This window comes from Variovorax sp. F042 (genome assembly GCF_057814215.1).
Genome location: NZ_JBVASX010000002.1, coordinates 195,119 through 216,995, shown reverse-complemented (window position 1 = coordinate 216,995; position 21,877 = coordinate 195,119). Strand labels below are relative to the sequence as shown.

General features: G+C 66.7%; 24 protein-coding genes and 4 tRNA genes. 23 read left to right on the top strand and 5 right to left on the bottom strand.

Annotated elements, in window-relative coordinates:
* The first annotated feature begins 18 nt into the window (after positions 1-18).
* Genes ACZYSP_RS09505 through ACZYSP_RS09430 form a run of 16 tightly spaced genes read left to right on the top strand, consistent with a single transcriptional unit; the run spans position 19 to position 15,983 of the window.
* On the top strand, positions 19-1,272 hold the full coding sequence (locus ACZYSP_RS09505; protein ID WP_093049747.1) for an SDR family NAD(P)-dependent oxidoreductase: 1,254 nt from the start codon (positions 19-21) through the stop codon (positions 1,270-1,272).
* 16 nt (positions 1,273-1,288) lie between these two features.
* Positions 1,289-2,101: a cyclase family protein gene (locus ACZYSP_RS09500; RefSeq protein WP_093049750.1), complete on the top strand. Its 813-nt coding sequence runs from the start codon at positions 1,289-1,291 to the stop codon at positions 2,099-2,101.
* Positions 2,098-2,829, top strand: coding sequence for an SDR family oxidoreductase (locus ACZYSP_RS09495; RefSeq protein WP_489013943.1), 732 nt, complete (start codon positions 2,098-2,100; stop codon positions 2,827-2,829). The genes ACZYSP_RS09500 and ACZYSP_RS09495 overlap by 4 nt, the downstream gene beginning before the upstream one ends.
* Positions 2,830-2,878: 49 nt before the next feature.
* Positions 2,879-4,045 (top strand): ABC transporter substrate-binding protein, encoded by a 1,167-nt coding sequence (locus tag ACZYSP_RS09490; protein ID WP_097199744.1) that lies wholly within the window; start codon positions 2,879-2,881, stop codon positions 4,043-4,045.
* A 1-nt stretch (position 4,046) separates the two neighbouring features.
* Complete coding sequence (locus ACZYSP_RS09485) at positions 4,047-5,192, top strand: ABC transporter substrate-binding protein (RefSeq protein ID WP_489013941.1); 1,146 nt, start codon at positions 4,047-4,049, stop codon at positions 5,190-5,192.
* Between the two features lie 28 nt (positions 5,193-5,220).
* Positions 5,221-6,546, top strand: coding sequence for an aromatic ring-hydroxylating dioxygenase subunit alpha (locus ACZYSP_RS09480; RefSeq protein WP_489013939.1), 1,326 nt, complete (start codon positions 5,221-5,223; stop codon positions 6,544-6,546).
* Positions 6,543-7,007 (top strand): aromatic-ring-hydroxylating dioxygenase subunit beta, encoded by a 465-nt coding sequence (locus ACZYSP_RS09475; protein WP_489013937.1) that lies wholly within the window; start codon positions 6,543-6,545, stop codon positions 7,005-7,007. The genes ACZYSP_RS09480 and ACZYSP_RS09475 overlap by 4 nt, the downstream gene beginning before the upstream one ends.
* Before the next feature lie 44 nt (positions 7,008-7,051).
* Positions 7,052-8,215 (top strand): ABC transporter substrate-binding protein, encoded by a 1,164-nt coding sequence (locus ACZYSP_RS09470; protein ID WP_093049770.1) that lies wholly within the window; start codon positions 7,052-7,054, stop codon positions 8,213-8,215.
* A 34-nt stretch (positions 8,216-8,249) separates the two neighbouring features.
* Positions 8,250-9,305 (top strand): branched-chain amino acid ABC transporter permease, encoded by a 1,056-nt coding sequence (locus ACZYSP_RS09465; RefSeq protein ID WP_489013935.1) that lies wholly within the window; start codon positions 8,250-8,252, stop codon positions 9,303-9,305.
* Positions 9,302-11,092, top strand: coding sequence for a branched-chain amino acid ABC transporter ATP-binding protein/permease (locus ACZYSP_RS09460; RefSeq protein WP_489013933.1), 1,791 nt, complete (start codon positions 9,302-9,304; stop codon positions 11,090-11,092). The genes ACZYSP_RS09465 and ACZYSP_RS09460 overlap by 4 nt, the downstream gene beginning before the upstream one ends.
* Entirely contained in the window at positions 11,089-11,820 is a 732-nt protein-coding gene (locus ACZYSP_RS09455; protein WP_007831224.1) for an ABC transporter ATP-binding protein, read from the top strand. Before ACZYSP_RS09460 ends, ACZYSP_RS09455 begins: the two co-directional genes overlap by 4 nt.
* The gene (locus tag ACZYSP_RS09450; RefSeq protein ID WP_489013930.1) at positions 11,810-13,399 is read left to right on the top strand and encodes an ATP-dependent acyl-CoA ligase; all 1,590 of its coding nucleotides are present in this window, start codon (positions 11,810-11,812) and stop codon (positions 13,397-13,399) included. Before ACZYSP_RS09455 ends, ACZYSP_RS09450 begins: the two co-directional genes overlap by 11 nt.
* Before the next feature lie 10 nt (positions 13,400-13,409).
* A complete protein-coding gene (locus ACZYSP_RS09445) occupies positions 13,410-14,159 on the top strand; it encodes an SDR family NAD(P)-dependent oxidoreductase (protein WP_307615798.1) in 750 nt (249 codons plus the stop codon).
* Positions 14,160-14,212: 53 nt separating this feature from the next.
* Positions 14,213-14,989, top strand: coding sequence for an SDR family NAD(P)-dependent oxidoreductase (locus ACZYSP_RS09440; RefSeq protein ID WP_489013928.1), 777 nt, complete (start codon positions 14,213-14,215; stop codon positions 14,987-14,989).
* Complete coding sequence (locus ACZYSP_RS09435) at positions 14,986-15,519, top strand: MarR family winged helix-turn-helix transcriptional regulator (protein ID WP_093049788.1); 534 nt, start codon at positions 14,986-14,988, stop codon at positions 15,517-15,519. The genes ACZYSP_RS09440 and ACZYSP_RS09435 overlap by 4 nt, the downstream gene beginning before the upstream one ends.
* A gap of 2 nt (positions 15,520-15,521) precedes the next feature.
* On the top strand, positions 15,522-15,983 hold the full coding sequence (locus ACZYSP_RS09430) for an acyl-CoA thioesterase (RefSeq protein ID WP_426391873.1): 462 nt from the start codon (positions 15,522-15,524) through the stop codon (positions 15,981-15,983).
* 7 nt (positions 15,984-15,990) lie between these two features.
* On the opposite strand, the gene ACZYSP_RS09425 is transcribed toward ACZYSP_RS09430, so the two are convergent.
* Entirely contained in the window at positions 15,991-16,383 is a 393-nt protein-coding gene (locus ACZYSP_RS09425) for a hypothetical protein (protein WP_489013925.1), read from the bottom strand.
* A gap of 723 nt (positions 16,384-17,106) precedes the next feature.
* On the opposite strand from ACZYSP_RS09425, the gene ACZYSP_RS09420 reads away from it, so the two are divergent.
* The 4 genes from ACZYSP_RS09420 to ACZYSP_RS09405 all read left to right on the top strand — a co-directional run bounded on the left by ACZYSP_RS09420 (position 17,107) and on the right by ACZYSP_RS09405 (position 18,145).
* A tRNA-Arg gene (locus ACZYSP_RS09420) sits at positions 17,107-17,183 on the top strand.
* 41 nt (positions 17,184-17,224) lie between these two features.
* Entirely contained in the window at positions 17,225-17,431 is a 207-nt protein-coding gene (locus tag ACZYSP_RS09415; protein ID WP_093172028.1) for a short-chain dehydrogenase, read from the top strand.
* A 25-nt stretch (positions 17,432-17,456) separates the two neighbouring features.
* Positions 17,457-17,530, top strand: a tRNA-His gene (locus ACZYSP_RS09410).
* A gap of 51 nt (positions 17,531-17,581) precedes the next feature.
* Positions 17,582-18,145 carry an HNH endonuclease gene (locus ACZYSP_RS09405; RefSeq protein WP_489013923.1) on the top strand — a complete coding sequence of 188 codons (564 nt, stop codon included), beginning with the start codon at positions 17,582-17,584 and terminating at the stop codon, positions 18,143-18,145.
* Positions 18,146-18,233: 88 nt separating this feature from the next.
* Here ACZYSP_RS09405 and ACZYSP_RS09400 read toward each other — a convergent pair whose 3' ends face one another.
* Positions 18,234-18,404 carry a hypothetical protein gene (locus ACZYSP_RS09400; protein ID WP_176928697.1) on the bottom strand — a complete coding sequence of 57 codons (171 nt, stop codon included), beginning with the start codon at positions 18,402-18,404 and terminating at the stop codon, positions 18,234-18,236.
* A 274-nt stretch (positions 18,405-18,678) separates the two neighbouring features.
* On the opposite strand from ACZYSP_RS09400, the gene ACZYSP_RS09395 reads away from it, so the two are divergent.
* Entirely contained in the window at positions 18,679-19,089 is a 411-nt protein-coding gene (locus ACZYSP_RS09395) for a hypothetical protein (RefSeq protein WP_354338528.1), read from the top strand.
* Positions 19,090-19,116: 27 nt separating this feature from the next.
* On the opposite strand, the gene ACZYSP_RS09390 is transcribed toward ACZYSP_RS09395, so the two are convergent.
* On the bottom strand, positions 19,117-19,794 hold the full coding sequence (locus ACZYSP_RS09390) for an SDR family NAD(P)-dependent oxidoreductase (RefSeq protein ID WP_489013920.1): 678 nt from the start codon (positions 19,792-19,794) through the stop codon (positions 19,117-19,119).
* A 58-nt stretch (positions 19,795-19,852) separates the two neighbouring features.
* Positions 19,853-19,928: transfer RNA gene (locus ACZYSP_RS09385), tRNA-Lys, on the bottom strand.
* A 145-nt stretch (positions 19,929-20,073) separates the two neighbouring features.
* On the opposite strand from ACZYSP_RS09385, the gene ACZYSP_RS09380 reads away from it, so the two are divergent.
* Positions 20,074-20,781, top strand: a complete 708-nt coding sequence (locus ACZYSP_RS09380; protein ID WP_489013918.1) for an SDR family NAD(P)-dependent oxidoreductase — start codon at positions 20,074-20,076, stop codon at positions 20,779-20,781.
* 52 nt (positions 20,782-20,833) lie between these two features.
* On the opposite strand, the gene ACZYSP_RS09375 is transcribed toward ACZYSP_RS09380, so the two are convergent.
* Positions 20,834-20,909 (bottom strand) — tRNA-Ala (locus tag ACZYSP_RS09375).
* Between the two features lie 90 nt (positions 20,910-20,999).
* Here ACZYSP_RS09375 and ACZYSP_RS09370 point away from each other — a divergent pair.
* Positions 21,000-21,866 carry an alpha/beta hydrolase gene (locus ACZYSP_RS09370; RefSeq protein ID WP_489013916.1) on the top strand — a complete coding sequence of 289 codons (867 nt, stop codon included), beginning with the start codon at positions 21,000-21,002 and terminating at the stop codon, positions 21,864-21,866.
* Positions 21,867-21,877: the final 11 nt, after the last annotated feature.

Below are 21,877 nucleotides of genomic sequence, written 5' to 3'. Positions count from 1 at the left end.
CGGCCCGGCGGAGGCGCTATGACCATGCCGATGATGCGCCCCCCGCGCAAGAACCCGGTGCTGCGCACCCGGCAGATGAACCTGCCGCCCGGCGCGCGTGGCCGCGTGGCGCTCGGCCTTACGGCTGCTGCCGCCGAAGGCCGCTTCGAACTGCAGACCTGCGAGGACTGCGGCACGGTGCAGTACCCGCCGCGCGAGGTCTGCCACAAGTGCCTCTCGGCCGCCTTGCGCTGGCGCCAGCAGAGCGGCGAGGGCGAGCTGCTCGGCAGCACCACGCTGCACCACAGCAACGACCTGTTCTTCCGCGAGCGGCTGCCCTGGCGGCTGGGCCTGGTGCATCTCGATGCCGGGCCAACGCTCATGGTCCACCTGCACGGCGAAGTCGGCGATGCGCCGCAACGCGTGCGTGTCGGCGCCCGGCTCGACCGCGCGGGGCAGGCCGTTCTCATTGGTTTTCCGAATGAAGGGAGTGCCCATATGGCCGACGACAAGATGCTTCGCGAAATGACCAGTGATCCGAAGTTCCGCAAGGCGCTGGTGACAGACGGCAAGACCGAGACCGGCCAGGCCATCGTGCGCGCGCTGGTGAAGGCTGGCGCCGACATCGTCTGGGTCGGCCATGCCGAGCCCTGGAAGAAGATGGGCGACGGGCTCGACGACATCTCGGCGCTGCCGCAAGTCACGCTGGTGCCGCTCGATCTGACCAACGGCCGCCAGGTGACGGAGCTTGCGGGCTCCATCGGCGGCAAGGTCGACATCGTGATCAACAACGCCGAGGTGCACCGCACCTTCGGCATCGGAGCGCGGCGCGGCACCGACGTGGCCAAGGCCGAGATGGACATCAACTACTTCGGCCTGCTTCGTCTGGCGCAGGAGTTCGGCCCCGCGCTGAAGGGCCGCTCGGCCGACGGCGCAACCGGCGCGACGGCCTGGGTCAACCTGCTGTCGATCTACGCGCTCAGCAACTTCCCGCCGCACGGCACCTTCAGCGCCTCGAAGGCGGCGGCGCATTCGCTTGCGCAGTGCCTGCGCGCAGAGATGCGGCCAGCCGGCATCCGCGTGATCAATGTGTTCCCGGGGCCCATCGACGACGAATGGAACCAGCACACGCCACCACCCAAGCTCGCACCCACAGCGCTGGCCAACGCCATCGTGAAGGCGCTGCGCGACGGCGTGGAAGACGTCTACCCCGGTGACGTGGCGCAGGAGTGGCTGGAACGCTGGCGCGACAACCCCAAGGTGCTCGAGCGCGAGCTCGCGGCGGGCGGCTGAGACAGGAGCCATACGAATGACCACGACAACCGAACTGATGTCCGCCGCCGAAATCCTCGGCGGCCTGGTGACCGCAATGGCCAGTGGCCGCATCCGCGTGATCGACCTCACGCAGACGCTCACGCCCGAGTTCCCGCAGATCGCGCTGCCGCCCGAGATGGGCCAGTGCTGGCCCTTCCGCATCGAGGAAGTGTCGAAGTACGACGAGCGTGGCCCGGGCTGGTACTGGAACAACTTTTCCTGCGGCGAGCACACCGGCACGCACTTCGACGCGCCGATCCACTGGATCTCGGGCCGTGACCTGCCGAACAACTCGGTCGACACCATTCCCGTGCAGCACTTCGTGGCGCCGGCCTGCGTGATCGATTGTTCGGCCGATGTGCAGTCGAACGACGACTACCTGCTGAGCGTGGCCGACATCGAGCGCTACGAGGCGGCGCATGGCCGCATCCCGAAGGGCGCTTGGGTGCTGATGCGCACCGACTGGTCCAAGCGCAGCGACCCCGAGGCCTACCAGAACTTCGACGAAACGGGCCAGCACACGCCGGGCCCGAGCACAGAGGCCGTGCGCTTCCTGGTCGAGCAGCGCGACGTGCTGGGCTTCGGCTCCGAAGCCATCGGCACCGATGCGGGGCAGGGCTATCACCTGCGGCCACCGTACCCGTGCCACTACTACATGCACGGCGCGGGCCGCTACGGGCTGCAGTGCCTGAGCAACCTCGACCTGCTGCCACCGGCCGGCGCGGTGCTGATCTGCCCGCCGCTGAAGATCGAAAAGGGCAGCGGCAGCCCGCTGCGCGTGCTGGCACTGGTGGGAGCCTCGGCATGAGCGCGGCGCCCAAGGTCGCGGCCGTCACCGGCGGCAGCGCCGGCATCGGCAAGGCGATCTGCGAGGACCTGCTCGCGCAGGGCTACGAGGTGGTGTCGCTCGCGCGCCGCAAGGCCGAGATCGACCACCCGAAGCTGCACAGCATCGAGGTCGACCTGAGCGACCGCGCCGCCACGGGCGAGGCGGTGCGCGAACTGGTCGAACGCTTCGCGCCGACCACCATCGTCCACAACGCAGGCGTCATCCGCGCCGCGCTGCTGCCCGAAGTGAAGCTCGACGACCTCGACGCGCTGGTCGACCTGCACCTGGGCTGTGCCATTCAGCTCGTGCAAGGTGCGCTACCCGCGATGCGTGCGCAGCGCTTCGGCCGCGTGGTGCTGCTGTCGTCACGCTCCGCGCTGGGGCTGGCCACGCGCACCAGCTACTCGGCCACCAAGGCCGGCATGCTGGGCATGGCGCGCACCTGGGCGCTGGAGCTTGCCGCTGACGGCATCACGGTGAACGTGGTGGCGCCGGGGCCGATCCGTACCGACATGTTCTACGACGTGGTCGAGGCCGGCAGCGAGAAGGAACGAGCGCTTGCAGCCTCGGTGCCCGTCAAGCGCCTCGGCGAATCGGCCGATGTGGCACGCGCCGTGCGTTTCTTCGCCGATGCCGAGAACAGCTTCGTCACGGGCCAGGTGCTGTATGTGTGCGGCGGCACCAGCGTCGGAAGTCTCGCCCTCTGAGTTTTTTGCTTTCCTCACGTTCATCCAAAACCACCTCTGGAGCCTCGCCATGAAAGTCCTGAACCGAATTCGCACACTCGCGGCCATTGCCGCGGGCCTCGGCGCGCTGAGCGCCGCGGGCGCGTGGGCCGCCGATCTCAAGGTCGGCTTCATCACTTCGATGTCGGGGCCGGTGTCGTCGCTCGGCATTCCGTACGACAAGGGCATGAAGGCGGCAGTCGCCTACAAGTCGGAGGTCGCAGGCCGCAAGGTCCAGGTGATCCAGCTCGACGATGCGTCAGACCCGTCCACGGCCGCACGCAATGCGCGCAAGCTGATCGAGGAAGACAAGGTCGACGTCATCATCGGCACGGCCGGAGCGCCGGGCTCGCTGGCCATTGCCGGCGTGGCGCGTGAAACCAAGACCCCGCTGATCTCCATCGCCAATGCCGACTTGGCCGGCGAAGAGGGCGCATGGATGGTGACGCTGCCGCAGCCCGCGCCGCTGATGATGGGCGCGATGGTCGAGAAGATGAAGCAGGCCGGCGTGAAGACGGTGGCCTACATCGGCTACTCCGACGCCTGGGGCGACCTGGTGTACGACGCGCTCATGAAGTCGGCGCCCACGGCAGGCATCAAGGTGGTGTCGAACGAGCGTTATGCGCGCAGCGATTCGTCGGTGGCCGGCCAGGTGCTGAAGATCGTGGCGCTGCGCCCCGACGCGGTGATCACCGGTGCGTCGGGAACGCCCGGTGCGTTGCCGTACCTCGCGCTGACCGAGCGCGGCTACAAGGGAAAGATCTACGGCATGCATTCGCTGATCAACCCCGACTTCATCCGCGTTGGTGGCCCGTCGGTCGAAGGCCTGCTGGCGCCCACGGGCCCGGTGGTGGTGGCCGAGCAGCTGCCCGACAACAACCCGATGAAGAAGATCGCGATGGACTTCCGCGCTGCCTACCAGAAGGCCAACGGCGCGGCGCCCACCGACACCTTCTCGGCCTACAGCTTCGATGCGTGGCTGATCTATCTCGACGCTGCGCAACGCGCGTTGGCCAGCAAGGCTGAGCCTGGCACTCCGCAATTCCGGCTGGCGCTGCGTGATGCCATCGTGAGCACCAAGGAGCTGGTGGGCACGCATTCGGTCTACAACTTCAAGCCCACTGACCGCTATGGTTCGGATGACCGCTCGCGCGTAGTCGTGAAGCTCGAAAAGGGTCAATGGAAGCTGGTGCCCTGAGATGAAGAACAAGCTAACCCACATCCTTGGCGCAACAGCGCTTGCGCTGGCAGCTTCGCAGGCCATGGCGGCTGACCTGAAGATCGGCTTCATCAGCTCGCTCTCGGGCCCCGTGGCCGCGCTCGGGATTCCTTACGAAAAGGGCATCCGGGCCGCCATTGCCGAGCACCCGGAGATTGCCGGTCGCAAGGTACAGCTGATCGTGCTCGACGACGCTTCTGATCCCACCACAGCTGGGCGCAACGCACGCAAGCTGGTGACCGAAGACAAGGTCGACGTGCTCATCGGAACCTCCGGCGTGCCAGGCGCCATGGCCATCGCAGCGGTGGCCAAGGAACTGAACACGCCATTGATCTCGCCCACGCCGGTCACCATCGCCGGCCCCGAGGGCGCGTGGACGGTGACGGTGTCGCAGCCGTTCCCGCTCATGGTCGCTGGCGTGGTCGAGCGCATGAAGAAGTCGGGCGTGAAGACGGTGGCCTTCATCGGCTTCTCGGACGCACTGGGTGACCTGGCCTACGACTCGCTGGTGAAGAGCGCCGACGCCGCCGGCATCAAGGTGGTGGCGAACGAGCGCTATGCGCGCAGCGATTCGTCCGTGGCCGGGCAGGTTCTGAAGATTGTCGCGTCGCGGCCTGATGCAGTGTTCGCCGGCAACTCGGGCACGCCCGGAGCGCTGCCCTACATCGCGCTGGCCGAGCGTGGCTACAAGGGCAAGATCTACGGCACGCACGGCCTCATCAACGCCGACTTCGTGCGCGTGGGTGGCGCTTCCATCGAAGGCCTGCAGGTGCCGAGCGGACCGGTGCTGGTGGCCGACCAGTTGCCCGACAGCAACCCGATCAAGAAGGTGTCGATGGGCTTTCGCAACGCCTACCAGAAGGTCAATGGCGCGGTGCCGACGGATGCCTTCTCGTCGTACACCTACGACGCCTACCTGCTGCTGGCCGATGCGGCCTCGCGCACCAAGGGCGAGCCGGGCACGCCGCAGTACCGCACGGCGCTGCGCGACGCCATCGTGAGCACGAAGGAGCTGGTGGGCACGCACGGCATCTACACCTTCAAGCCCGACGACCGCTATGGCTCCGACCAGCGCGGCGTGGTCATCGTGCAGATGACAAAGGGCCAGTGGAAGCTGGTTCCGTAGTTTCCGCCGAACCACCGAGCACATCGCCATGACCATCTATCGCAACCGCCCCGATCTCGTCGCGGCGCTGGTGCAGGACGACCGGGTGCACCGCGACCTGTACCTCAGCGAGGAGCTTTTCGCGCTGGAACAGGAGAACCTGTTCGCCAACACCTGGGTCTTCCTCGGCCACGCGAGCCAGGTGCCCGAGGCCGGCGACTTCGTCACGCAGGACATTGCGGGGCGGCCGCTGCTCATGGTGCGCCAGCCCGATGGCGATGTGCACGTGCTCTACAACCGCTGCGCCCACAAGGGTACGCAACTGGTGACGGACGAGAGCGGCAACACCGGCCGGTTCTTCCGCTGCCCGTACCACGCGTGGACCTACAAGCTCGACGGCGCGCCGCTCGGGCTGCCGCTGAAGAACGGCTACGAGGGCACGCAGCTCAAGGCCTGCGAGTCGGGGCAGGGGCTCTCGGTGGTGAAGCACGTGAAGGTGTACCGCGACTTCGTGTTTGTGCGGTTGTCTGACACCGGGCCTTCGTTCGAGGACTACTTCGGCGAGGTGCTGGGCGCCATCGACAACATGGTCGACCGCTCGCCCGAAGGCAAGCTGACAGTGGGCGGAGGTGTGCTGCGCAACATCGTCCACTGCAACTGGAAGATGTACCTGGAGAACATCAACGACACGGTGCACCCGATGTCGACGCACGAGTCGGCCACCAAGGCGGCCGAGGCGCTGTGGGAAGGCCACGCGCCCACGGACCCCAAGCCAATGGCGATGGAGCAGATATTGCCCTTCGGCTCGGGCTACGAGTTCTTCGACAAGATGGGCGGGCGTGTGTTCGCCAACGGGCACAGCGTGCTGGGGGTGAACTTCAGCATCCACTCCAACTACGCGCAGCTGCCCGAGTACGAAGCCGCGATGCGCGCCGCGCACGGCGAGGCGCGGGCCACCGAGATATTGCAGCGCTCGCCGCAGAACTCGGTCTTCTATCCGAGCCTGTCGGTCAAGGGCTCGCCGCAGGCCATTCGCGTGATTCGCCCGCTGGCGGCCAACCGCACGCTGATCGAGGCCTGGAGCTTCCGTGCGGCGGGTGCGCCCGCGCTGCTGTTCGAGCGCGCCATGAGCTACAACCGCCTCGTGTTCTCGCCGATGTCGGTGGTCGCGCACGACGACGTGCACCTGTTCGAGAGCATCCAGCAGGGCCTGCGCGCCGCCGGCAACGAGTGGGTGAGCCTGCACCGCAATTACGACCCGGCCGAGACGCAGCAAACCACGGTCACCACCAACGGCACCAACGAACTGCTGATGCGCAACCAGTTCCGCGCCTGGGCGAAGTCCATGGCGGCGGGCATGGAGGCTGCGGCATGACGGACCCGCGCGATTTCGTCGCCCACGAGGCGGCGCTGCTCGACGAGCGGCGGCTCGACGACTGGTTGGCCCTGTTCGCCGAAGACGGCCACTACTGGGTGCCGCTGCTCGGTGCGGCGCAGGCCGACCCGTTCTCGCACAACTCGCTGGCCTATGAAGACCGGCTGCTGCTGCGGCTGCGCGTCGACCGCCTCAAGAACCCGCGCGCGCATTCGCAGCATCCTGCGAGCCACAGCCAACATGTACTGCAGCCCTCGCGCATCGAGCGCGAGGAGGGCGACGAGGCATGGCTGCGCACGCCGTTCCTCTACGTCGAGGCGCGCGGCGAAGACCAGATCCTGCTGAGCGGCACCGCCCGCCATCACCTTGTTCGCACCTCCACCGGCTGGCTGATCCGCGAGAAGCGCATCGACCTGCTCAACGCCCCGCGCGCGTTGCCGGCCATCCAGTTGTTCATCTGAGTTACCCACCTGTCCATTCCAACAATCCTCACCGGAGCTACGACATGAAGAGCCTGATGCAGATCCTGACGCGCGGCACCCTCGCCGCGGCGCTGACCGCCTGTGGCATAGCGAGCGCGTTCGCGGCCGACCTCAAGGTCGGCCTCAGCGTGTCGCTGTCGGGGCCGAACTCCTCGCTGGGCGTGCCCTATGCCAAGGGCATGCAGGCCGCGCTGGCCTACAAGGGCGAGGTGAACGGCCGCAAGATCCAGTTGGTCGTTCTTGATGATGGCTCCGACCCGACCACGGCCGGGCGCAACGCGCGCAAGCTGATCGAGGAAGAGAAGGTCGACGTGCTCATGGGCACATCGGGCGTGCCGGCCGCCATTGCGATGGCGCAGGTGGGCAAGGAAGCGAAGACGCCGATGATCGGCCTCACGCCCATCCTGCTCGACCCCAACGAGAACCCTTGGGTGATGACGGTGGCGCAGCCGACGCAGTTGATGATCGACGCGGTCGTCGAGCGCATGAAGCGCAACAACGTGAAGACCGTGGGCTACATCGGCTTCTCCGACGCCTGGGGCGACCTGGTCTACGACGCGCTGATGAAGGCCGCGCCCGGCGCCGGCATCAAGGTGGTGAGCAACGAGCGCTATGCGCGTGCCGACGCCTCGGTGACGGGGCAGGTGCTGAAGATCGTGGCGTTGCGGCCCGATGCGGTGATGACCGGCGGCGCCGGCACGCCGGGGGCGCTGCCGTTTCTCGCGCTGCAGGAGCGCGGCTTCAAGGGCGGCGTGTACGGCCAGCACGGCCTGATCAACCCCGACTTCGTGCGCGTGGTCGGCGCGGCCGGCCAGAACGCGCTGATGCCCACCGGCCCGGTGATCGTGGCCGAGCAATTGCCGGACAGCTACCCGACCAAGAAGATCGCGACAGACTTCCGCGCCGTGTTCCAGAAGGTCAACAACGCACCGACCAGCGACGCCTTCTCGGCCTATTCGTTCGACGGCTGGCTGGTGTTCGTCGATGCCGCCTCGCGCGCCATGAAGAAGGCGGAACCGGGCACGCCCGAGTTTCGCGTGGCACTGCGCGATGCCATCTTCAGCACGAAGGAAGTGGTGGGCACGCACGGCGTCTACACCTTCAAGCCCGGCAGTCTCTACGGCGTGGACGAACGCGCCCGCGTGATCGTCAAGCTCGACAACGGCCAATGGAAGCTCGCACCTTGAACCTCTCGCCTTTGTCTTTCCGGAGGGCCGCGCGATGACATGGGACGTGGCGCTGATTCTCCTCACCGACGGCCTGGCCAACGGGGTCGTCTATCTGCTGGCCGGGCTGGGGCTGGTGTTGATCTTTTCCGTCACGCGGGTGGTGTTCGTGCCGTTCGGCGACATCGCGGCCTTTGCGGCCCTGTCGCTCGCGGCCTTCGAAACCGACCGCGTGCCGCCGACCATCGGCATGGTCGCGGTGCTGGCCGCGCTGGCCCTGGCCACCGAGATCGGCAGCCTGCTGCGTCGCGGCGAGGCCGCGCGCATTCCGAAGGCGGTGCTGATGTGGGGCGTGCTGCCCGCCATTCCGTGCGTGCTCGCATGGCTGGCGGCGCGGCCGGGCGTGCCGGTGGCGGTGCACATCGCGGTGGCGGTGCTGCTGGTGGTGCCCATCGCGCCGCTGCTGGCGCGGGTGGTGTTCCAGCCGATCGCGGATGCATCGGTGCTGGTGCTGCTGATCGTGTCGCTGGCGCTGCATTTTTTGCTGTCGGGGCTGGGCTTGCTGTTCTTCGGGCCCGAGGGTTCGCGCACCACGCCGCTGACCAGCGCCGTGTTCACGCTGGGTGATGGCTTCACGGTCAGCGGGCAGGTGGTGTTGATGGTGGGAGCGGCCATCGTGTTGAGTGGGCTGTTCTTCCTGGTGTTCGAGCGCACGGTGGCAGGCAAGGCGCTGCGCGCCACGGCCGTGAACCGGGTGGGCGCGCGGCTGGTCGGCATACGGCCGGTGCGCACGGCGCTGCTGGCGTACGGCTGCGCCTCGCTGCTGGCGGGGCTGATCGGCGTGCTGATCGCACCGGTGACGACGATGTATTACGACTCGGGCTTCATCATCGGCCTGAAGGCTTTCGTGGCCGCGATCATCGGCGGGCTCGTGAGCTACCCGATGACGGCCATTGGCGCGCTCGCGGTTGGCGTGGTGGAGAGCTTTGCCTCGTTCTGGAGCGGCGCGCTGAAGGACGTGATCGTGTTCAGCCTGCTGATTCCGGTGCTCATGCTGCGGTCTTTCATGGCCACGCACGCCGAAGAGGAAGAAGACGAGGTGGACCAATGAATGCGAACCGCAACAAGCGCCGGGCGTGGATCGCCGGGCTCGTCGTCGTGCTGGCACTGGTGCCGGTGCTGGCGGGCAGCTTCACCGTTTCGCTGCTCAACGACATCGGCATCGGCGCGCTGGTGGCGCTGGGCCTTGTGCTGCTCACGGGCGTGGGCGGCGCCACATCGTTCGGGCAGGCGGCCTTCGTGGGCATCGCGGCCTACGCCACCGCATGGCTGACGACGACGCAAGGCATGTCGCCCTGGATCGGGCTGCTGTTCGCGCTGCTGCTCACGGGGCTGTCGGCGCTTGCCATCGGCATGCTCACGCTGCGGCTCGGCGGGCACTTTCTGCCGCTGAGCACCATCGCTTGGGGGCTGTCGATCGCGATGCTGTTCGGCAACGTCGATGCGCTCGGTCGGCACACGGGGCTGTCGAACATTCCGGCGCTGCAGGTCGCGGGCTGGTCGCTGGCTGATCCGCGTGCGATGTACTACCTGATCTGGGTGGTCGTCGGTCTGGGCTGCCTGTTCAGCTACAACCTGCTGCAGTCGCGGCCTGGACGTGCCATTCGCGGGCTGCGCGGCGGTGCGACGCTGCTGGCGAGCGTGGGGGCGGATGCGTACCGCGTGCGGCTGTCGCTGTTCGTGACGGCCGCACTGTTCGCGGGGCTGGCGGGCTGGCTCTATGCGCACATGAACCGCTTCGTGAGCCCGTCGCCCTTCGACGTGCGCGCCAGCATCGAGTACCTGCTGATGGCGGTGGCCGGCGGTCTCGGTCAGCTGGGTGGTGCGCTGGTTGGCGCCGCGCTGGTGCTGGTGCTGAAGAACGGCCTGCAAGACGTGCTGCCGATGCTCACGCAACGCGCCGGCCAGCTGGAGGCCGTGGCCTTCGCCGCGCTGTTCATCCTGCTGCTGCACTTTGCGCGCGGCGGCGTGATGGGCCTGCTGCGACGCTGGACGCGTCGTCGCGGTGCTGCGCAAGGACCGTCGCGCCACGAGGCGCCGCCGGTCGAACCGTTGCCGCATCGCACGCTGCCCGAACGCGGCTCGCAGGTGCTGTCGGTGAACGGCGCAGTCAAGCGCTTCGGCGGGCTGGTTGCGGTGAACGACGTGAGCTTCGAAGTGAAGGCCGGCGAGATCGTCGGGCTGATCGGGCCCAACGGTGCAGGCAAGTCGACCATGTTCAACCTGCTGACCTGCACGCTGCCGATGAGCGCGGGCCAGGTGCGCTTCCTGGACCACGACATCGCGGGCATGCCGCAGCGCGAGGTGGCGCGGCTGGGGTTGGCGCGCACCTTCCAGCACGTGAAGCTGCGCCCGCACATGAGCCTGCTGGACAACGTGGCGCTGGGTGCGCACTCGCGCACGCGCTCGGGCATCCTGAAGGCGGGCCTGCGGCTCGACCGCACGGAGGAAAGCCAGATCCTGCAGGAGGCCCAGCGCCAGCTCGACCGCATCGGCCTGGGCGACCGCGCGCACGAACTGGCGGGCAGCCTGCCGCTGGGCACGCAGCGCATTCTGGAAATTGCGCGCGCTCTGGCCGCCGACCCCGTGCTGCTGGTGCTCGACGAGCCGGCTGCCGGCCTGCGCCGCAAGGAAAAGATGGCACTCGGCGATTTGCTGCGCAAGCTGCGCGAGGAGGGCGTGACCATCCTCATCGTCGAACACGACATGGACTTCGTGATGAAACTGGTAGACCGGCTGGTGGTGATGAACTTCGGCTCCAAGCTCGTGGAGGGCGTGCCGTCGGCGGTGCGCGCGGACGAGCGTGTGCAGGCGGCTTACCTGGGGAGCGTTGTATGACCGCGATGCTGGAGATCGGCGATCTGCATGTGTCTTACGGGCAGGTCGAGGCGGTGCGCGGGGTGTCGCTCGACTTGCAGCCGGGCCAGATCATTTCGGTGATCGGGCCGAACGGCGCGGGCAAGACCACGCTGCTGGCCGCGGCCATGGGCCTGCTGCCCTGCAAGGGCACGCTGCGCTTCGAAGGCGAAGACCTGCAGGGATTGGACGTGGAGGCGCGCGTGGAGCGCGGCCTGTGCCTCGTGCCCGAGAAGCGCGAGCTGTTCGGCGAGCTCACCGTGCTCGACAACCTGCAGCTCGGCGCGTACGCCAAGCGGCTGCGCGGCGATGCAATGAAGAAGCGGCTGCAGTCGGTGTACGACCGCTTTCCGCGGCTGGCGGAACGGCGCTCGCAGCGCGCGGACACGCTGTCGGGTGGCGAACGGCAGATGCTGGCGGTGGGGCGCGCGCTGATGTCGGCGCCGCGCCTGCTGATGCTCGACGAGCCCAGCCTCGGGCTGGCGCCGCTGATCGTGCGCGACATTCTGACCATCGTGCGCAAGCTGCGGGAAGACGGCGTGTCGATCCTGCTGGTGGAGCAGAACGCGCGCGCCGCGCTCGAAAGCTCGGACGAGGGCTATGTGCTGGAGACGGGCGAGATTGCGCTGTCTGGCGCTTCGGCCGAGCTGGCGAGCGACCCGCGGGTGCAGGCCACCTACCTCGGCGGAGGCACGCACGATGACGAGTGACCCGCGCGCCGTACCGCCCGCCCTGCGCACGCTGCCGGCGATGCTGCGGCGGCAGGCCGGGCTGTTCGGCTCGCGTGCGTTGCTGCGGATCGCGGGGAGCGAGTGGACGCATGGTGATGCGGCGCGGGCTGCGGCTGTGCGTGCTGGGGCATTGGCGGCGGCTGGCCTGGTACGCGGCGACCGCATTGCGGTGATGTGCGGAAACCGTGTCGAGTTTCTCGAAAGCTTTCTCGGTGCAGGCTGGTTGGGGGCATCGATGGTGCCTGTCAACACGGCGTCGATGGGGCCGCAGATTGAATACTTCCTGGCGAACAGCGAGGCGAAGCTGCTGGTGATCGAGGCGGGCTTCCTGGAGCGGCTGGCCACGGCGGACTTGTCGTGCACAGCGTTGCGCGAGGTCTGGGTGGTTGGGGAAGCTGCATCCAATGCGTGGCGAGCGCCTGAAGGTGTGCGCGTCGTGGCGTATCCCGAGGGCGGGGAGCCCGTTGATCCGGCTGCGGTGCAGCCCGGCGACCCGCTCGCGATCCTCTACACCTCCGGCACCACGGGGCCGGCCAAAGGCGTGATCTGCCCGCATGCGCAGTATTTCTGGTGGGGCCTGAACAGCGCTGAAGTGCTCGGCGTCGGCGCCGACGATGTGTTGTGCACCACGCTGCCGCTCTTTCACATCAACGCGCTCAACACCTTCGCGCAGGCCGCACTGACGGGCGCACAAGTTGTGTTCGAGTCGCGCTTCTCGGCCTCGGGCTTCTGGCCGACGATGCGCTCGAGCGGGGCGACGGTGGTGTATCTGCTGGGCGCGATGGTGCCGATCCTGCTCGCGCAGCCGGAAGGCCCTGGGGAGCGCGACCACCGCGTGCGCATCGGGCTGGGGCCCGGCGTGCCGTCTGCCGCAGGCGCTGCGTTCAAGGCGCGCACTGGCGTGTCGCTGCTCGAAGGCTACGGTTCGACGGAAACCAATTTCGCCATCGCCACCACGCCCGATTCGCCGCGCGGCGGTGTCATGGGCTGGCTGCGCCCGGGCTTCCAGGCGCGCGTGGCCGATGAAGACGACGTGGCGCTGCCGCCCGGCGAAGCGGGCGAACTGCTGCTGCGTGCGGACGAGCCGTACGCCTTCGCGAGCGGCTACTTCAACATGCCGGAGAAGACGGTCGAGGCCTGGCGCAATCTCTGGTTTCACACCGGTGACCGCGTGGTGCGCGATGCCGACGGCGCATTCCGCTTTGTCGACCGCATCAAGGACGCGATCCGCCGGCGTGGCGAGAACATCTCCTCGTTCGAGGTCGAGCAGGTGCTGCTGAGCCACCCGGGCGTGGCCTCGTGCGCGGTGTACCCGGTGCGCTCCGAGTTGGCCGAAGACGAGGTGATGGCTGCGCTGGTGGCGCGCGAGGGCGTGTCGATCGATCCCGCCGAACTCGCGCGCTTTTGCGAAGGGCGCCTGCCGTACTTCGCCGTGCCGCGATACATCGACCTGCTGGCCGACCTGCCGCGCACCGAGAACGGCAAGGTGCAGAAGTTCAAGCTGCGTGAGCGCGGTGTCGGGCCGCAGACCTGGGACGGACGGCCCGCCAGGGCCTGAGGCGAATCGCATGACGAGCGCAGTGCTGCTCCCGCTTTCCGGCCGCGTGGCGTTCGTGACGGGTGCGGGGCAGGGGCTGGGAGCGGCCATCGCGCGAGGGCTGGCGGAAGCCGGGGCGCGCGCGGCCCTGGCCGACATCGAGCTTGCGAATGCCGAAGCCGTTGCGGCGGAGGTCGGCGGGCTCGCCTTGCAACTCGATGTGCGCGACGAGGCGGCATTCTCCGCTTGCTTCGACAAGGCGGTTGCACATTTCGGCGCTGTCGACGTCATGGTCAACAACGCGGCGCGCACGCCGACCACATCGCTCTGGGACATCACACCTGAAGAGTGGGACGACGTGCTCGCCGTCAACCTGCGTGGCAGCTTCTTCGGCTGTCGCATTGCCGGGCGGCACATGCGTGAGCGCGGCGCGGGGCGCATTGTCAACCTGACTTCGATGGCGGGGCAGCAGGCCAGCACGGTGACCGGCGCGCACTACGCAGCGAGCAAGGCCGGACTGCTGGCGCTGACGCGATCGTTCGCGCAGGAACTGGCGCCGCACGGCGTGACGGTGAATGCGCTGGCCCCTGCGGCGATCCGCAGCCCCGCGCTTGACGCCATGGAGCCAGCGAAGCAGTGGGCGCTGCGGGCGGGCATTCCCCTCGGCCGCTTCGGATTGCCAGAGGAGGTGGCCGCGGCGGTGGTCTATCTGGCTTCGCCGGCAGCAGCCTTCATGACGGGCACCACGCTGGACCTCAACGGCGGCCGTTTCATGCGCTGACAACCCGAGCCGGCGCACTCCGTTAAAATGATTCAGAACTAAAACATTCAGGTATGCAATCAAATTCACTCACTGGCCGCCACGCACTCGTCACGGGCGCGGCACGCGGCATCGGCGCCGAGATCGCCCGCACCCTGGCAGCCGAGGGCGCCGTCCTGACGCTGCTGGGCCGTGACCGTGAGGCGCTGCAGCGCGTGGCCGATTCGCTCGCGGGCGGCGGGCATGGCGTCGTGGCCGCCGACGTGGCGAGCCCCGAGGCTGTGCAGGCGGCATTCGCCGAGGCCCGCGCCGCGCGAGGCCCGGTCGCCGTGCTCGTCAACAACGCCGGCGCGGCCGAAAGTGCGCCCTTCCTCAAGACGTCGTTCGAGCTCTGGCAGCGGATGCTGTCGGTCAACCTCACCGGCAGCTTTCTGTGCGCGCAGGCGGCACTGCCCGACATGCTCGACACCGGCTGGGGCCGCATCCTCAACATCGCCAGCACGGCGGGGCAGAAGGGCTACGCCTACGTGGCGGCCTACACCGCGGCCAAGCATGGCGTGATCGGGCTCACGCGCTCGCTGGCGCTTGAGGTGGCGCGCAAGGGCATCACGGTGAATGCCGTGTGTCCGGGCTACACCGACACCGACATCCTGCGCAACAGCGTCGCCAATGTGGTCGGCAAGACCGGGCGCAGCGAGGCCGACGCGCTGGCGGAGTTTTCCAGCGTCAATCCGCAGAAGCGGATCGTGCAACCGTCCGAGGTGGCCGATGCCGTGCGCTGGCTGTGCGGGCCCGGTGCAGCGTCGGTCACCGGGCAGTCCATCTCGGTTTCGGGGGGAGAAGTGACATGACACGCAACAACGATGCCTCGCACGCCGCGCTGAGCGATGCGGAAGAACTGGGCCACGAAGCCCGCGCGGGCCACGAGGACCACGCGATGCTCAAGCTGTGGCTGCGCATGCTGGCCAGCACCACGCAGATCGAGGCCGAGATCCGGCGCCGGCTGCGCGAGCGCTTCGGCATCTCGCTGGCGCGCTTCGACTACATGGCGCAGCTCTACCGCTACGAGGATGGGCTCAAGATGCGCGTGCTATCGCGCTACCTGATGGTGACCGGCGGCAACGTCACGGGCCTGACGGATGAGCTCGAACGCGAAGGCATGGTGGCGCGCGCGCCCAGCCCCGACGACCGCCGCGCGTGGATCGTGAGCCTCACGCCCACGGGGCGCCGCACCTTCGAGACGATGGCGAGCGAGCACGAGCAGTGGATTCTGGAGATGTTCTCGGGGCTCGACATGAAGACGGTCAAGCAGATGCACACGCAGCTGGGCCTGCTGCGCGTGCATGTGATGCGCGGCGAGCCTTCGGGCGAGGAGGGCTGAGGATGAGCGACGACACGCACGTCGATCTGGCGGCCGCGAGCAACGAGTTCCGCAGGCCGCGGCTGATCCGGTTTTCGGATTGCGACCCGGCGGGCATCGTTTTCTATCCGCAGTACTTCGTGATGCTCAACGGGCTGATCGAGGACTGGGTCAATGAAGGCTTGGGGCTCAGCTACCACGGCCTGGTGGCGCAGCGCCGCATCGGCCTGCCGACCGTGAAGCTCGATGTCGATTTCCGCGCCGTGAGCCGCATGGGCGACCAGGTGCTCCTCGGGCTCACGGTGCAGCGGCTAGGCTCGCGTTCGATGACGCTGGCGGTGCGCTGCTTCAGCGCCGAGACGGGCGAAGTGCGCATGCAGATGACTCAGGTGATCGTGACGACTTCGCTCGAAACGCATCGCGCCGTCGCCATTCCGGACGACATGCGCGTGGCCATCCTGCGCAACGCGCCCGAACTGGGCTGATCCTTGTTCAGGGCGCGGGCTCGTTGCCGGCAGCGTCCTGCGCGCGCTTCTTCAGCCAGCCGCTGAGCTCTTTCTTGCCCTTGGCATTGGCCGTGCGCCATGCCTCGCGCGCGGCGGCAATGAAGCGTTCTTCTGCTGCATCGGGCACCTCGGAGGGGCGATCTTCCTTGTCGAGCCAGCCCAGCTCCACGTTGCAGTGCCGTTCGATCTGCCGTGCCAGGTTGTCGCCGATGGGCCGGGAACTCTTGATCTGGCTCCACATGCTGGGGGAGATTTCGATCTTCTTCGCAAACGCCTGGTCCAGCCCCTTGGCAGGCAGGCCCGCGGCAACGGCCTCTTCGAGAAAGCGGCGGTGCAGCGCGAGAGCATTGCGGCGGCGCGCGACGGTGATATTGGGCACTGTTCAAAAACAACAACAAGACAAAAAAAGATTGTCCCGGTTGTTGACGCAGTCGTAAACACTATTTACAGTTGGCCTCAATCGCGGCCCAAAGCCGTACCTTTTTTCCAACCCTTTACAGCCGACAGCGGCAATTTTTGACTCAGGAACCATCGTGAACACCGCATTGAACCTCACCAGCATTCGACCCGCCTCGGGCCGATCGCTCGTGCGCGTCTGGGCGTGTGGTGGTTTCGATGGCATGCCGTCGTTCCGACTGAATCAGCACCAGAGCCACGTGTATTCCACAAAAGCTGCAGCCAGCCTGCGCGTTGGAAAAGTCGAGGATCAGGTGCTACCGGGTGGAGGTTGCGCATAGGCGCACACCTTCCAAGCTCTCTCATGCAGAGGCCCGGACACCGCAAGGTTCCGGGCCTTTTTGTTTTTGGCTTCTTGTTTGCCATTTCGGGTGTGCCTTCACCACACCGCCAGAGCCCACCGCGTAGACGGTCTGGCGGGATGTGCAGGAATTGATCACTCCTGTGCAGCGACGTCGTACGGGGCAGCGCCCAGCGCGCTGTCCGTCGCGTGAGGACACAACCGAAATGGAAAGCGGGCCACCGCTTTTTTGAACAACACCGAACCCGAGCGGGACCGGGCCATTGCAGATGGCCCTCCCGCGGAAACCGGCCGCAAAGATTGGGCGGCGCCGGAACTCGTAACCGGACACTTTTTTGTTTTCGACCCGCGTTAGCTCAATGGATCAGAGCACTTGCCTACGAAGCAAGGGGTTGCACGTTCGAGTCGTGCACGTGGGGCCATTTCTTTCTCTGTTCAGCTGTCACACAACCAAGGAGCCATCATGCGCAAGCGCAACACCCCGATCCGGATGATCACCGTGCGCCCGGCACAACCGCGCAAGCGCATGGTGCTGGCCCTGGCCCAACGCTTCGGCATCGTGACCGATGCACGTCGCGCGAACGAACGCGCGCCGACGTCGCCGGGCCGAGAGGCACCACTCGAAGGCCTCGATCTCGACCAGCGCGTGCGCGCGGTCGGCGAGTGGTGAGTCGGCTGCTCGTCTTTTTCTCATGGTGTACGTAGCTCAACGGCAGAGCCGCGGGTTGTGGTCCCGCTGACGACGGTTCGATTCCGTTCGTGCACCCCATGGTTTCATTTCATTCAACCCCACAACCATCGCCGCAAAAGGAGGCGAGTCATGCACCCTCACGTCCTGCAACTCGATATTCAGGGCACGCCGCAAGCCTGGATTTCGCTGGAGCAGGCGGTGTTGCACTACGCGACCGGCTCGGTCGCATGGGAAGACGGCGAGCTGCCGCTGGCCACGCTGCGTGGCGGCTTCAACGTGGCGCGCGGTGTGCAGTCGCGCGTCGAAGTGGCGCCGATCATCGCGCTACGCGGTGCGTCGAAGATCAACCTCTTCGACGTGATTCCGAGCGTCACCAAGAGCAAGCTGCTGCGCCGTGACCGTCACACCTGCGCCTACTGCGCGGGCGTGTTCCACGAGCGCGACCTGCAATGCGAGCACGTGCTGCCCGAATCGCGCGGAGGCCCGTGGACCTGGACCAACCTTGTGAGCGCATGCGCGGTCTGCAACAACCGCAAGGCTGCGCGCACGCCGGAGGAAGCAGGCATGCCGCTGGTCTATCTGCCTTATGTGCCGAGCCGCTATGAGAACTTTCTGCTTGAAGGCCGCAACATTCGAGCGGACGTGCACGAGTGGCTGGCCAAGCGGCTGCCCAAGGGCTCGCGGCTTCAGTAAGGGCAGGGCTGTGACCTTGATCCATGCCCATGAAAAAAGCCCGCTGTCTTCCGGACGGCGGGCTTTTGTTTGTGCGGGGGATCGGTGGTCAGCGCCCGAAGAAGCGGTAGGCGATCAGGCCTGCGGCCGCCAATCCACCCACGACCGCGAGGATCACCTTGGTGGCACGACCGGAACCGCGCTTCGAGCGCGGCCAGTGATCTGGCCCGATCAGGTCGATGGGGACGGTGGGTTTGCCTATGTCGGACGCCTTTTCCATGGGAGGAAATATAGCTCACGCCCGAAGCGTGGTCCGAGGCAGGTCACATTCTGTGGCCTCCGAACATCGTCACTGGCCCTGGCCGCGGCCGGGCAAAAAAATACCCGCATGAGCGGGCCGAACGAGCTTTTTGGCTTCGAAGTTGATATCCCTGTGTCTCTTGTTGTTGTGATGCGTGACAGCAGGTACAAGATGCCATGCCCAATGGGTGTCTTTTGCAGGTCGGGGCCAAAGCAGGTTGCAAGTGATAGGCAAAACCGTGAAATATTCCCGTATGAACAAAGAAATCATTCTTGAAAGTTTGACGCGCGCGCTGGAGAGCTGGGTTCGCAATGCTTCTGCAGCGCAACTCTGGCACGTGCATCAAGCGGGCGGCCTCGCAGCCTCCATCGAGGCGGACGAGGAGGTCGTGCAGGTGCGCATCGTCCTCGGCGGCGCGCGAGACGCCTTGTCGGACATCGGCAAGACAGATGGGCGACTGCCCGTCACCGAGGCTTTTCTCGGTAGTTCGGCATGGGGCGCGCCGCCGGCACAAGGAAGCCCGGAGCGCGAGCAATGGTTCCTGTCGAGCGAACTGGCGCAGACACACGCACGCCAGTATCTGATGGCCGAGGTGGGTGAGCGGCGCGATCTGCTCGAGCGCTGTGTCGACGACTGGATCGCGCGGCAGGGAGCCGCTTCCTGATAGTCCGGCTCACCGGCGGTCCGCAGGTCAGCCTTGTGCTCCCTCGGACACGGCAGCCCAGGCTTCCCAGGTCGACATGCGTTGCGAATAGGCCTGCTTCGCGGCAGGCAAGCAGGCCTTTCCGAGAAAGAGTCGCAGCGGCGGTTCCTCTGCGTCGACTACAGCGAGGATCGCCGCAGTCGTGGCAACCGGATTGCCCAGCGCTCGGGTGGCGCTGAGGGCCTTGATCTTCTGGCGCAGCCCCTCGTAGACCTGCATCGGCTCAGCGCTGATGGCCGAGGCTCCTCGCCAGTCCGTGTCGTAGCCGCCGGGCTCGACGAGCGTCACCTTGATGCCGAAGGCCCCGACTTCCGATGCGAGCGTCTCCACGAGTCCCTCGACAGCCCATTTGGTTGCGTTGTAGACCCCGGCAGTGGGGAAGGTGATGACTCCCGCCACGCTCGAGGTCACCAGGATGTGCCCTCCGCCTTGCGCCCTCAGATGGGGAAGCGCTGCCTGAATGACCCAGAGAGTTCCGAAGAGGTTGGTCTCGAACTGCGCACGCGCCTGCGGTTCGCTGCTTTCCTCGATGGTGCCGAACAACGCATAGCCGGCATTGCTGGCGACGACGTCAAGTCGGCCGAAGCGGGCATCAGTGCGTTCATTGCCTTGTTCAAGCGCACGTTTGGTGCCACTCCCACTCAGTACATGCGGTAGCAGCCACAATGAAAAACGCCCGCTACCTTGTGAGTAGCGGGCGTTCCAGCGATGACGCGATGTTGGTTGGTGGGCCCTGAGTGACTCGAACACTCGACCTACGGATTAAGAGTCCGCTGCTCTACCAACTGAGCTAAGAGCCCTTGCGTTGAAAACGTTTGGTGTTTTCTGGCAAGACCACGAGTATATCCCAGAATTTCTGCCCGTCCAAAAAATTTGTAGGTCGCGGCGTTAGGATTCGCCTCTACCGACGACGGGGGCACGGCCCTCTCAACCAGGAGAACTTCGATGAGCGACGCCAACACCACGCCCCATGTCTTGATCACCGGCGCTGCAGGCGCACTGGGCCGTGCCGTGGCTCAGCACTTCATCGACCAGGGCGCGCGCCTTGCGCTGGTCGACCATCATGCAGGTCGTCTTGCGGAGGTCTTCCCGGGCCTCGACAACTCGCAGCATCTTTTGTTGGCGGGCGACGTGACTTCCGCGTCCGAGATGGCAGCCCTCGCGGAGCAGGCGCTCAAGTCTTTCGGTCGCATCGATACGCTGGTCCACATCGCAGGCGGCTTCGAGATGGGTGAGGCGACGCATGCGCTCACGCGCGCGAGCTGGGACCGGATGATGAATCTCAACGCATGGTCGTTCGTGGCGGTGACGCAGGCCGTGCTGCCCTCGATGATCGAGCGACGCGCAGGCAGCGTCATCGCCGTGACGGCGAAGGTCGCAGCGCGCGGCGTTCCGGCCATGGCCGCGTACATCGCTTCGAAGAGTGCGCTGCAGCGCCTGGTGGAAGCCATGGCCGCCGAGGCGGCACCGCATGGCGTCAACATCAACAGCGTGGCTCCGAGCGTGCTCGACACGCCGGCCAATCGGCAGGCGATGCCTGGCGCGAATCCGGCTGACTGGGTGTCGACCTCGGTCGCGGCGCAGACGATCGGCTTCCTTGCATCGCCGGGCGCCGCGGCGCTGCACGGCCAGCATCTGACGCTCGATACCTGAGCCGGAAAAAAGAAAAGGCCCTGGCGGATGCCAAGGCCTTTTCTGTATTGGTTGGTGGAGAGGATGAGGATCGAACTCACGACCTCCGCATTGCGAACGCGGCGCTCTCCCAGCTGAGCTACCCCCCCAACGCAAGGCTAATTTTAACCGGAACTCCTGTTTTGGCGCACCCTGCCGTGCCAAGATGCGCGCCTCGCGAAACACGGAGCAAAGACCGCATGGCCTCGTTCGACCCCGCCTGGCTGGAAGGCATGTACAACAACCTTGCACGGGTGAAATATCACCCCGCGTACTTCGAGCGATGGGCGCGCGAATCGGCCGCGGTGCGCGAGGCCTTGCCGGCACGGATCGATCTTCCCTACGGCCAGGGCGTGAACGAAACGCTCGACATCTTTCCCGCACCGGTGCCCGACGCGCCCGTGCTGGTCTTCATCCACGGCGGCTACTGGCGCGCCATGGACAAGAAAGACCACTCCTTCATTGCGCCTGCGTTCAATGACCGCGGCATCTGCGTGGTCCAGCCCAACTACGCGCTGTGCCCCGGTACGCCGGAGCAGCCCGTCACGGTGCCCGGCATCCTGCTGCAGATGGTGCGTGCGCTCGAATGGACCTGGCGCCACATCGCGGCCCATGGCGGCGATCCTTCGCGGATCACCGTAGCAGGCCATTCGGCCGGTGGTCACATGGCGGCGGCGCTGTTGGCTTGCGACTGGAAGGCGGTCGCACCCGATCTGCCCACGCAGCTCGTGCGCAACGCGCTGTCGATCTCGGGCCTTTACGACCTTCGCCCGCTGCAGCGCACGCCATTTCTCGAGAATGTGCTGAAGCTGACCGATGCAGACGCCCTGCGTGCCAGCCCGGCACTGTGGCGTGCGCCCAAACGCGGCCAGCTCTACGCCGTTGCTGGCGGCGGGGAGAGCGAAGAGTTCATCCGCCACAACGCGATGATCCGCGAGGCGTGGGGTCGCAACACCGTGCCGGTGTGCGAGGTGCTACCGGGGCTCAACCACTTCGATGTGGTCGACGCGCTCGCCGATCCGGCTCACACCCTGCACCGGCACGCGGTGCAGTTGCTGGAAGCCTGACCGGTGCCCCG

Coding starts and splice junctions, on each gene's coding strand:
- ACZYSP_RS09475 (WP_489013937.1), top strand. CDS start 6,543: ATGACGGACCCGCGCGATTTCGTCGCCCACGAGGCGGCGCTGCTCGAC.
- ACZYSP_RS09500 (WP_093049750.1), top strand. CDS start 1,289: ATGACCACGACAACCGAACTGATGTCCGCCGCCGAAATCCTCGGCGGC.
- ACZYSP_RS09395 (WP_354338528.1), top strand. CDS start 18,679: ATGAACAAAGAAATCATTCTTGAAAGTTTGACGCGCGCGCTGGAGAGC.
- ACZYSP_RS09380 (WP_489013918.1), top strand. CDS start 20,074: ATGAGCGACGCCAACACCACGCCCCATGTCTTGATCACCGGCGCTGCA.
- ACZYSP_RS09450 (WP_489013930.1), top strand. CDS start 11,810: ATGACGAGTGACCCGCGCGCCGTACCGCCCGCCCTGCGCACGCTGCCG.
- ACZYSP_RS09445 (WP_307615798.1), top strand. CDS start 13,410: ATGACGAGCGCAGTGCTGCTCCCGCTTTCCGGCCGCGTGGCGTTCGTG.
- ACZYSP_RS09495 (WP_489013943.1), top strand. CDS start 2,098: ATGAGCGCGGCGCCCAAGGTCGCGGCCGTCACCGGCGGCAGCGCCGGC.
- ACZYSP_RS09440 (WP_489013928.1), top strand. CDS start 14,213: ATGCAATCAAATTCACTCACTGGCCGCCACGCACTCGTCACGGGCGCG.
- ACZYSP_RS09370 (WP_489013916.1), top strand. CDS start 21,000: ATGGCCTCGTTCGACCCCGCCTGGCTGGAAGGCATGTACAACAACCTT.
- ACZYSP_RS09400 (WP_176928697.1), bottom strand. CDS start 18,404: ATGGAAAAGGCGTCCGACATAGGCAAACCCACCGTCCCCATCGACCTG.
- ACZYSP_RS09455 (WP_007831224.1), top strand. CDS start 11,089: ATGACCGCGATGCTGGAGATCGGCGATCTGCATGTGTCTTACGGGCAG.
- ACZYSP_RS09470 (WP_093049770.1), top strand. CDS start 7,052: ATGAAGAGCCTGATGCAGATCCTGACGCGCGGCACCCTCGCCGCGGCG.
- ACZYSP_RS09485 (WP_489013941.1), top strand. CDS start 4,047: ATGAAGAACAAGCTAACCCACATCCTTGGCGCAACAGCGCTTGCGCTG.
- ACZYSP_RS09465 (WP_489013935.1), top strand. CDS start 8,250: ATGACATGGGACGTGGCGCTGATTCTCCTCACCGACGGCCTGGCCAAC.
- ACZYSP_RS09430 (WP_426391873.1), top strand. CDS start 15,522: ATGAGCGACGACACGCACGTCGATCTGGCGGCCGCGAGCAACGAGTTC.
- ACZYSP_RS09480 (WP_489013939.1), top strand. CDS start 5,221: ATGACCATCTATCGCAACCGCCCCGATCTCGTCGCGGCGCTGGTGCAG.
- ACZYSP_RS09460 (WP_489013933.1), top strand. CDS start 9,302: ATGAATGCGAACCGCAACAAGCGCCGGGCGTGGATCGCCGGGCTCGTC.
- ACZYSP_RS09505 (WP_093049747.1), top strand. CDS start 19: ATGACCATGCCGATGATGCGCCCCCCGCGCAAGAACCCGGTGCTGCGC.
- ACZYSP_RS09415 (WP_093172028.1), top strand. CDS start 17,225: ATGCGCAAGCGCAACACCCCGATCCGGATGATCACCGTGCGCCCGGCA.
- ACZYSP_RS09435 (WP_093049788.1), top strand. CDS start 14,986: ATGACACGCAACAACGATGCCTCGCACGCCGCGCTGAGCGATGCGGAA.
- ACZYSP_RS09490 (WP_097199744.1), top strand. CDS start 2,879: ATGAAAGTCCTGAACCGAATTCGCACACTCGCGGCCATTGCCGCGGGC.
- ACZYSP_RS09405 (WP_489013923.1), top strand. CDS start 17,582: ATGCACCCTCACGTCCTGCAACTCGATATTCAGGGCACGCCGCAAGCC.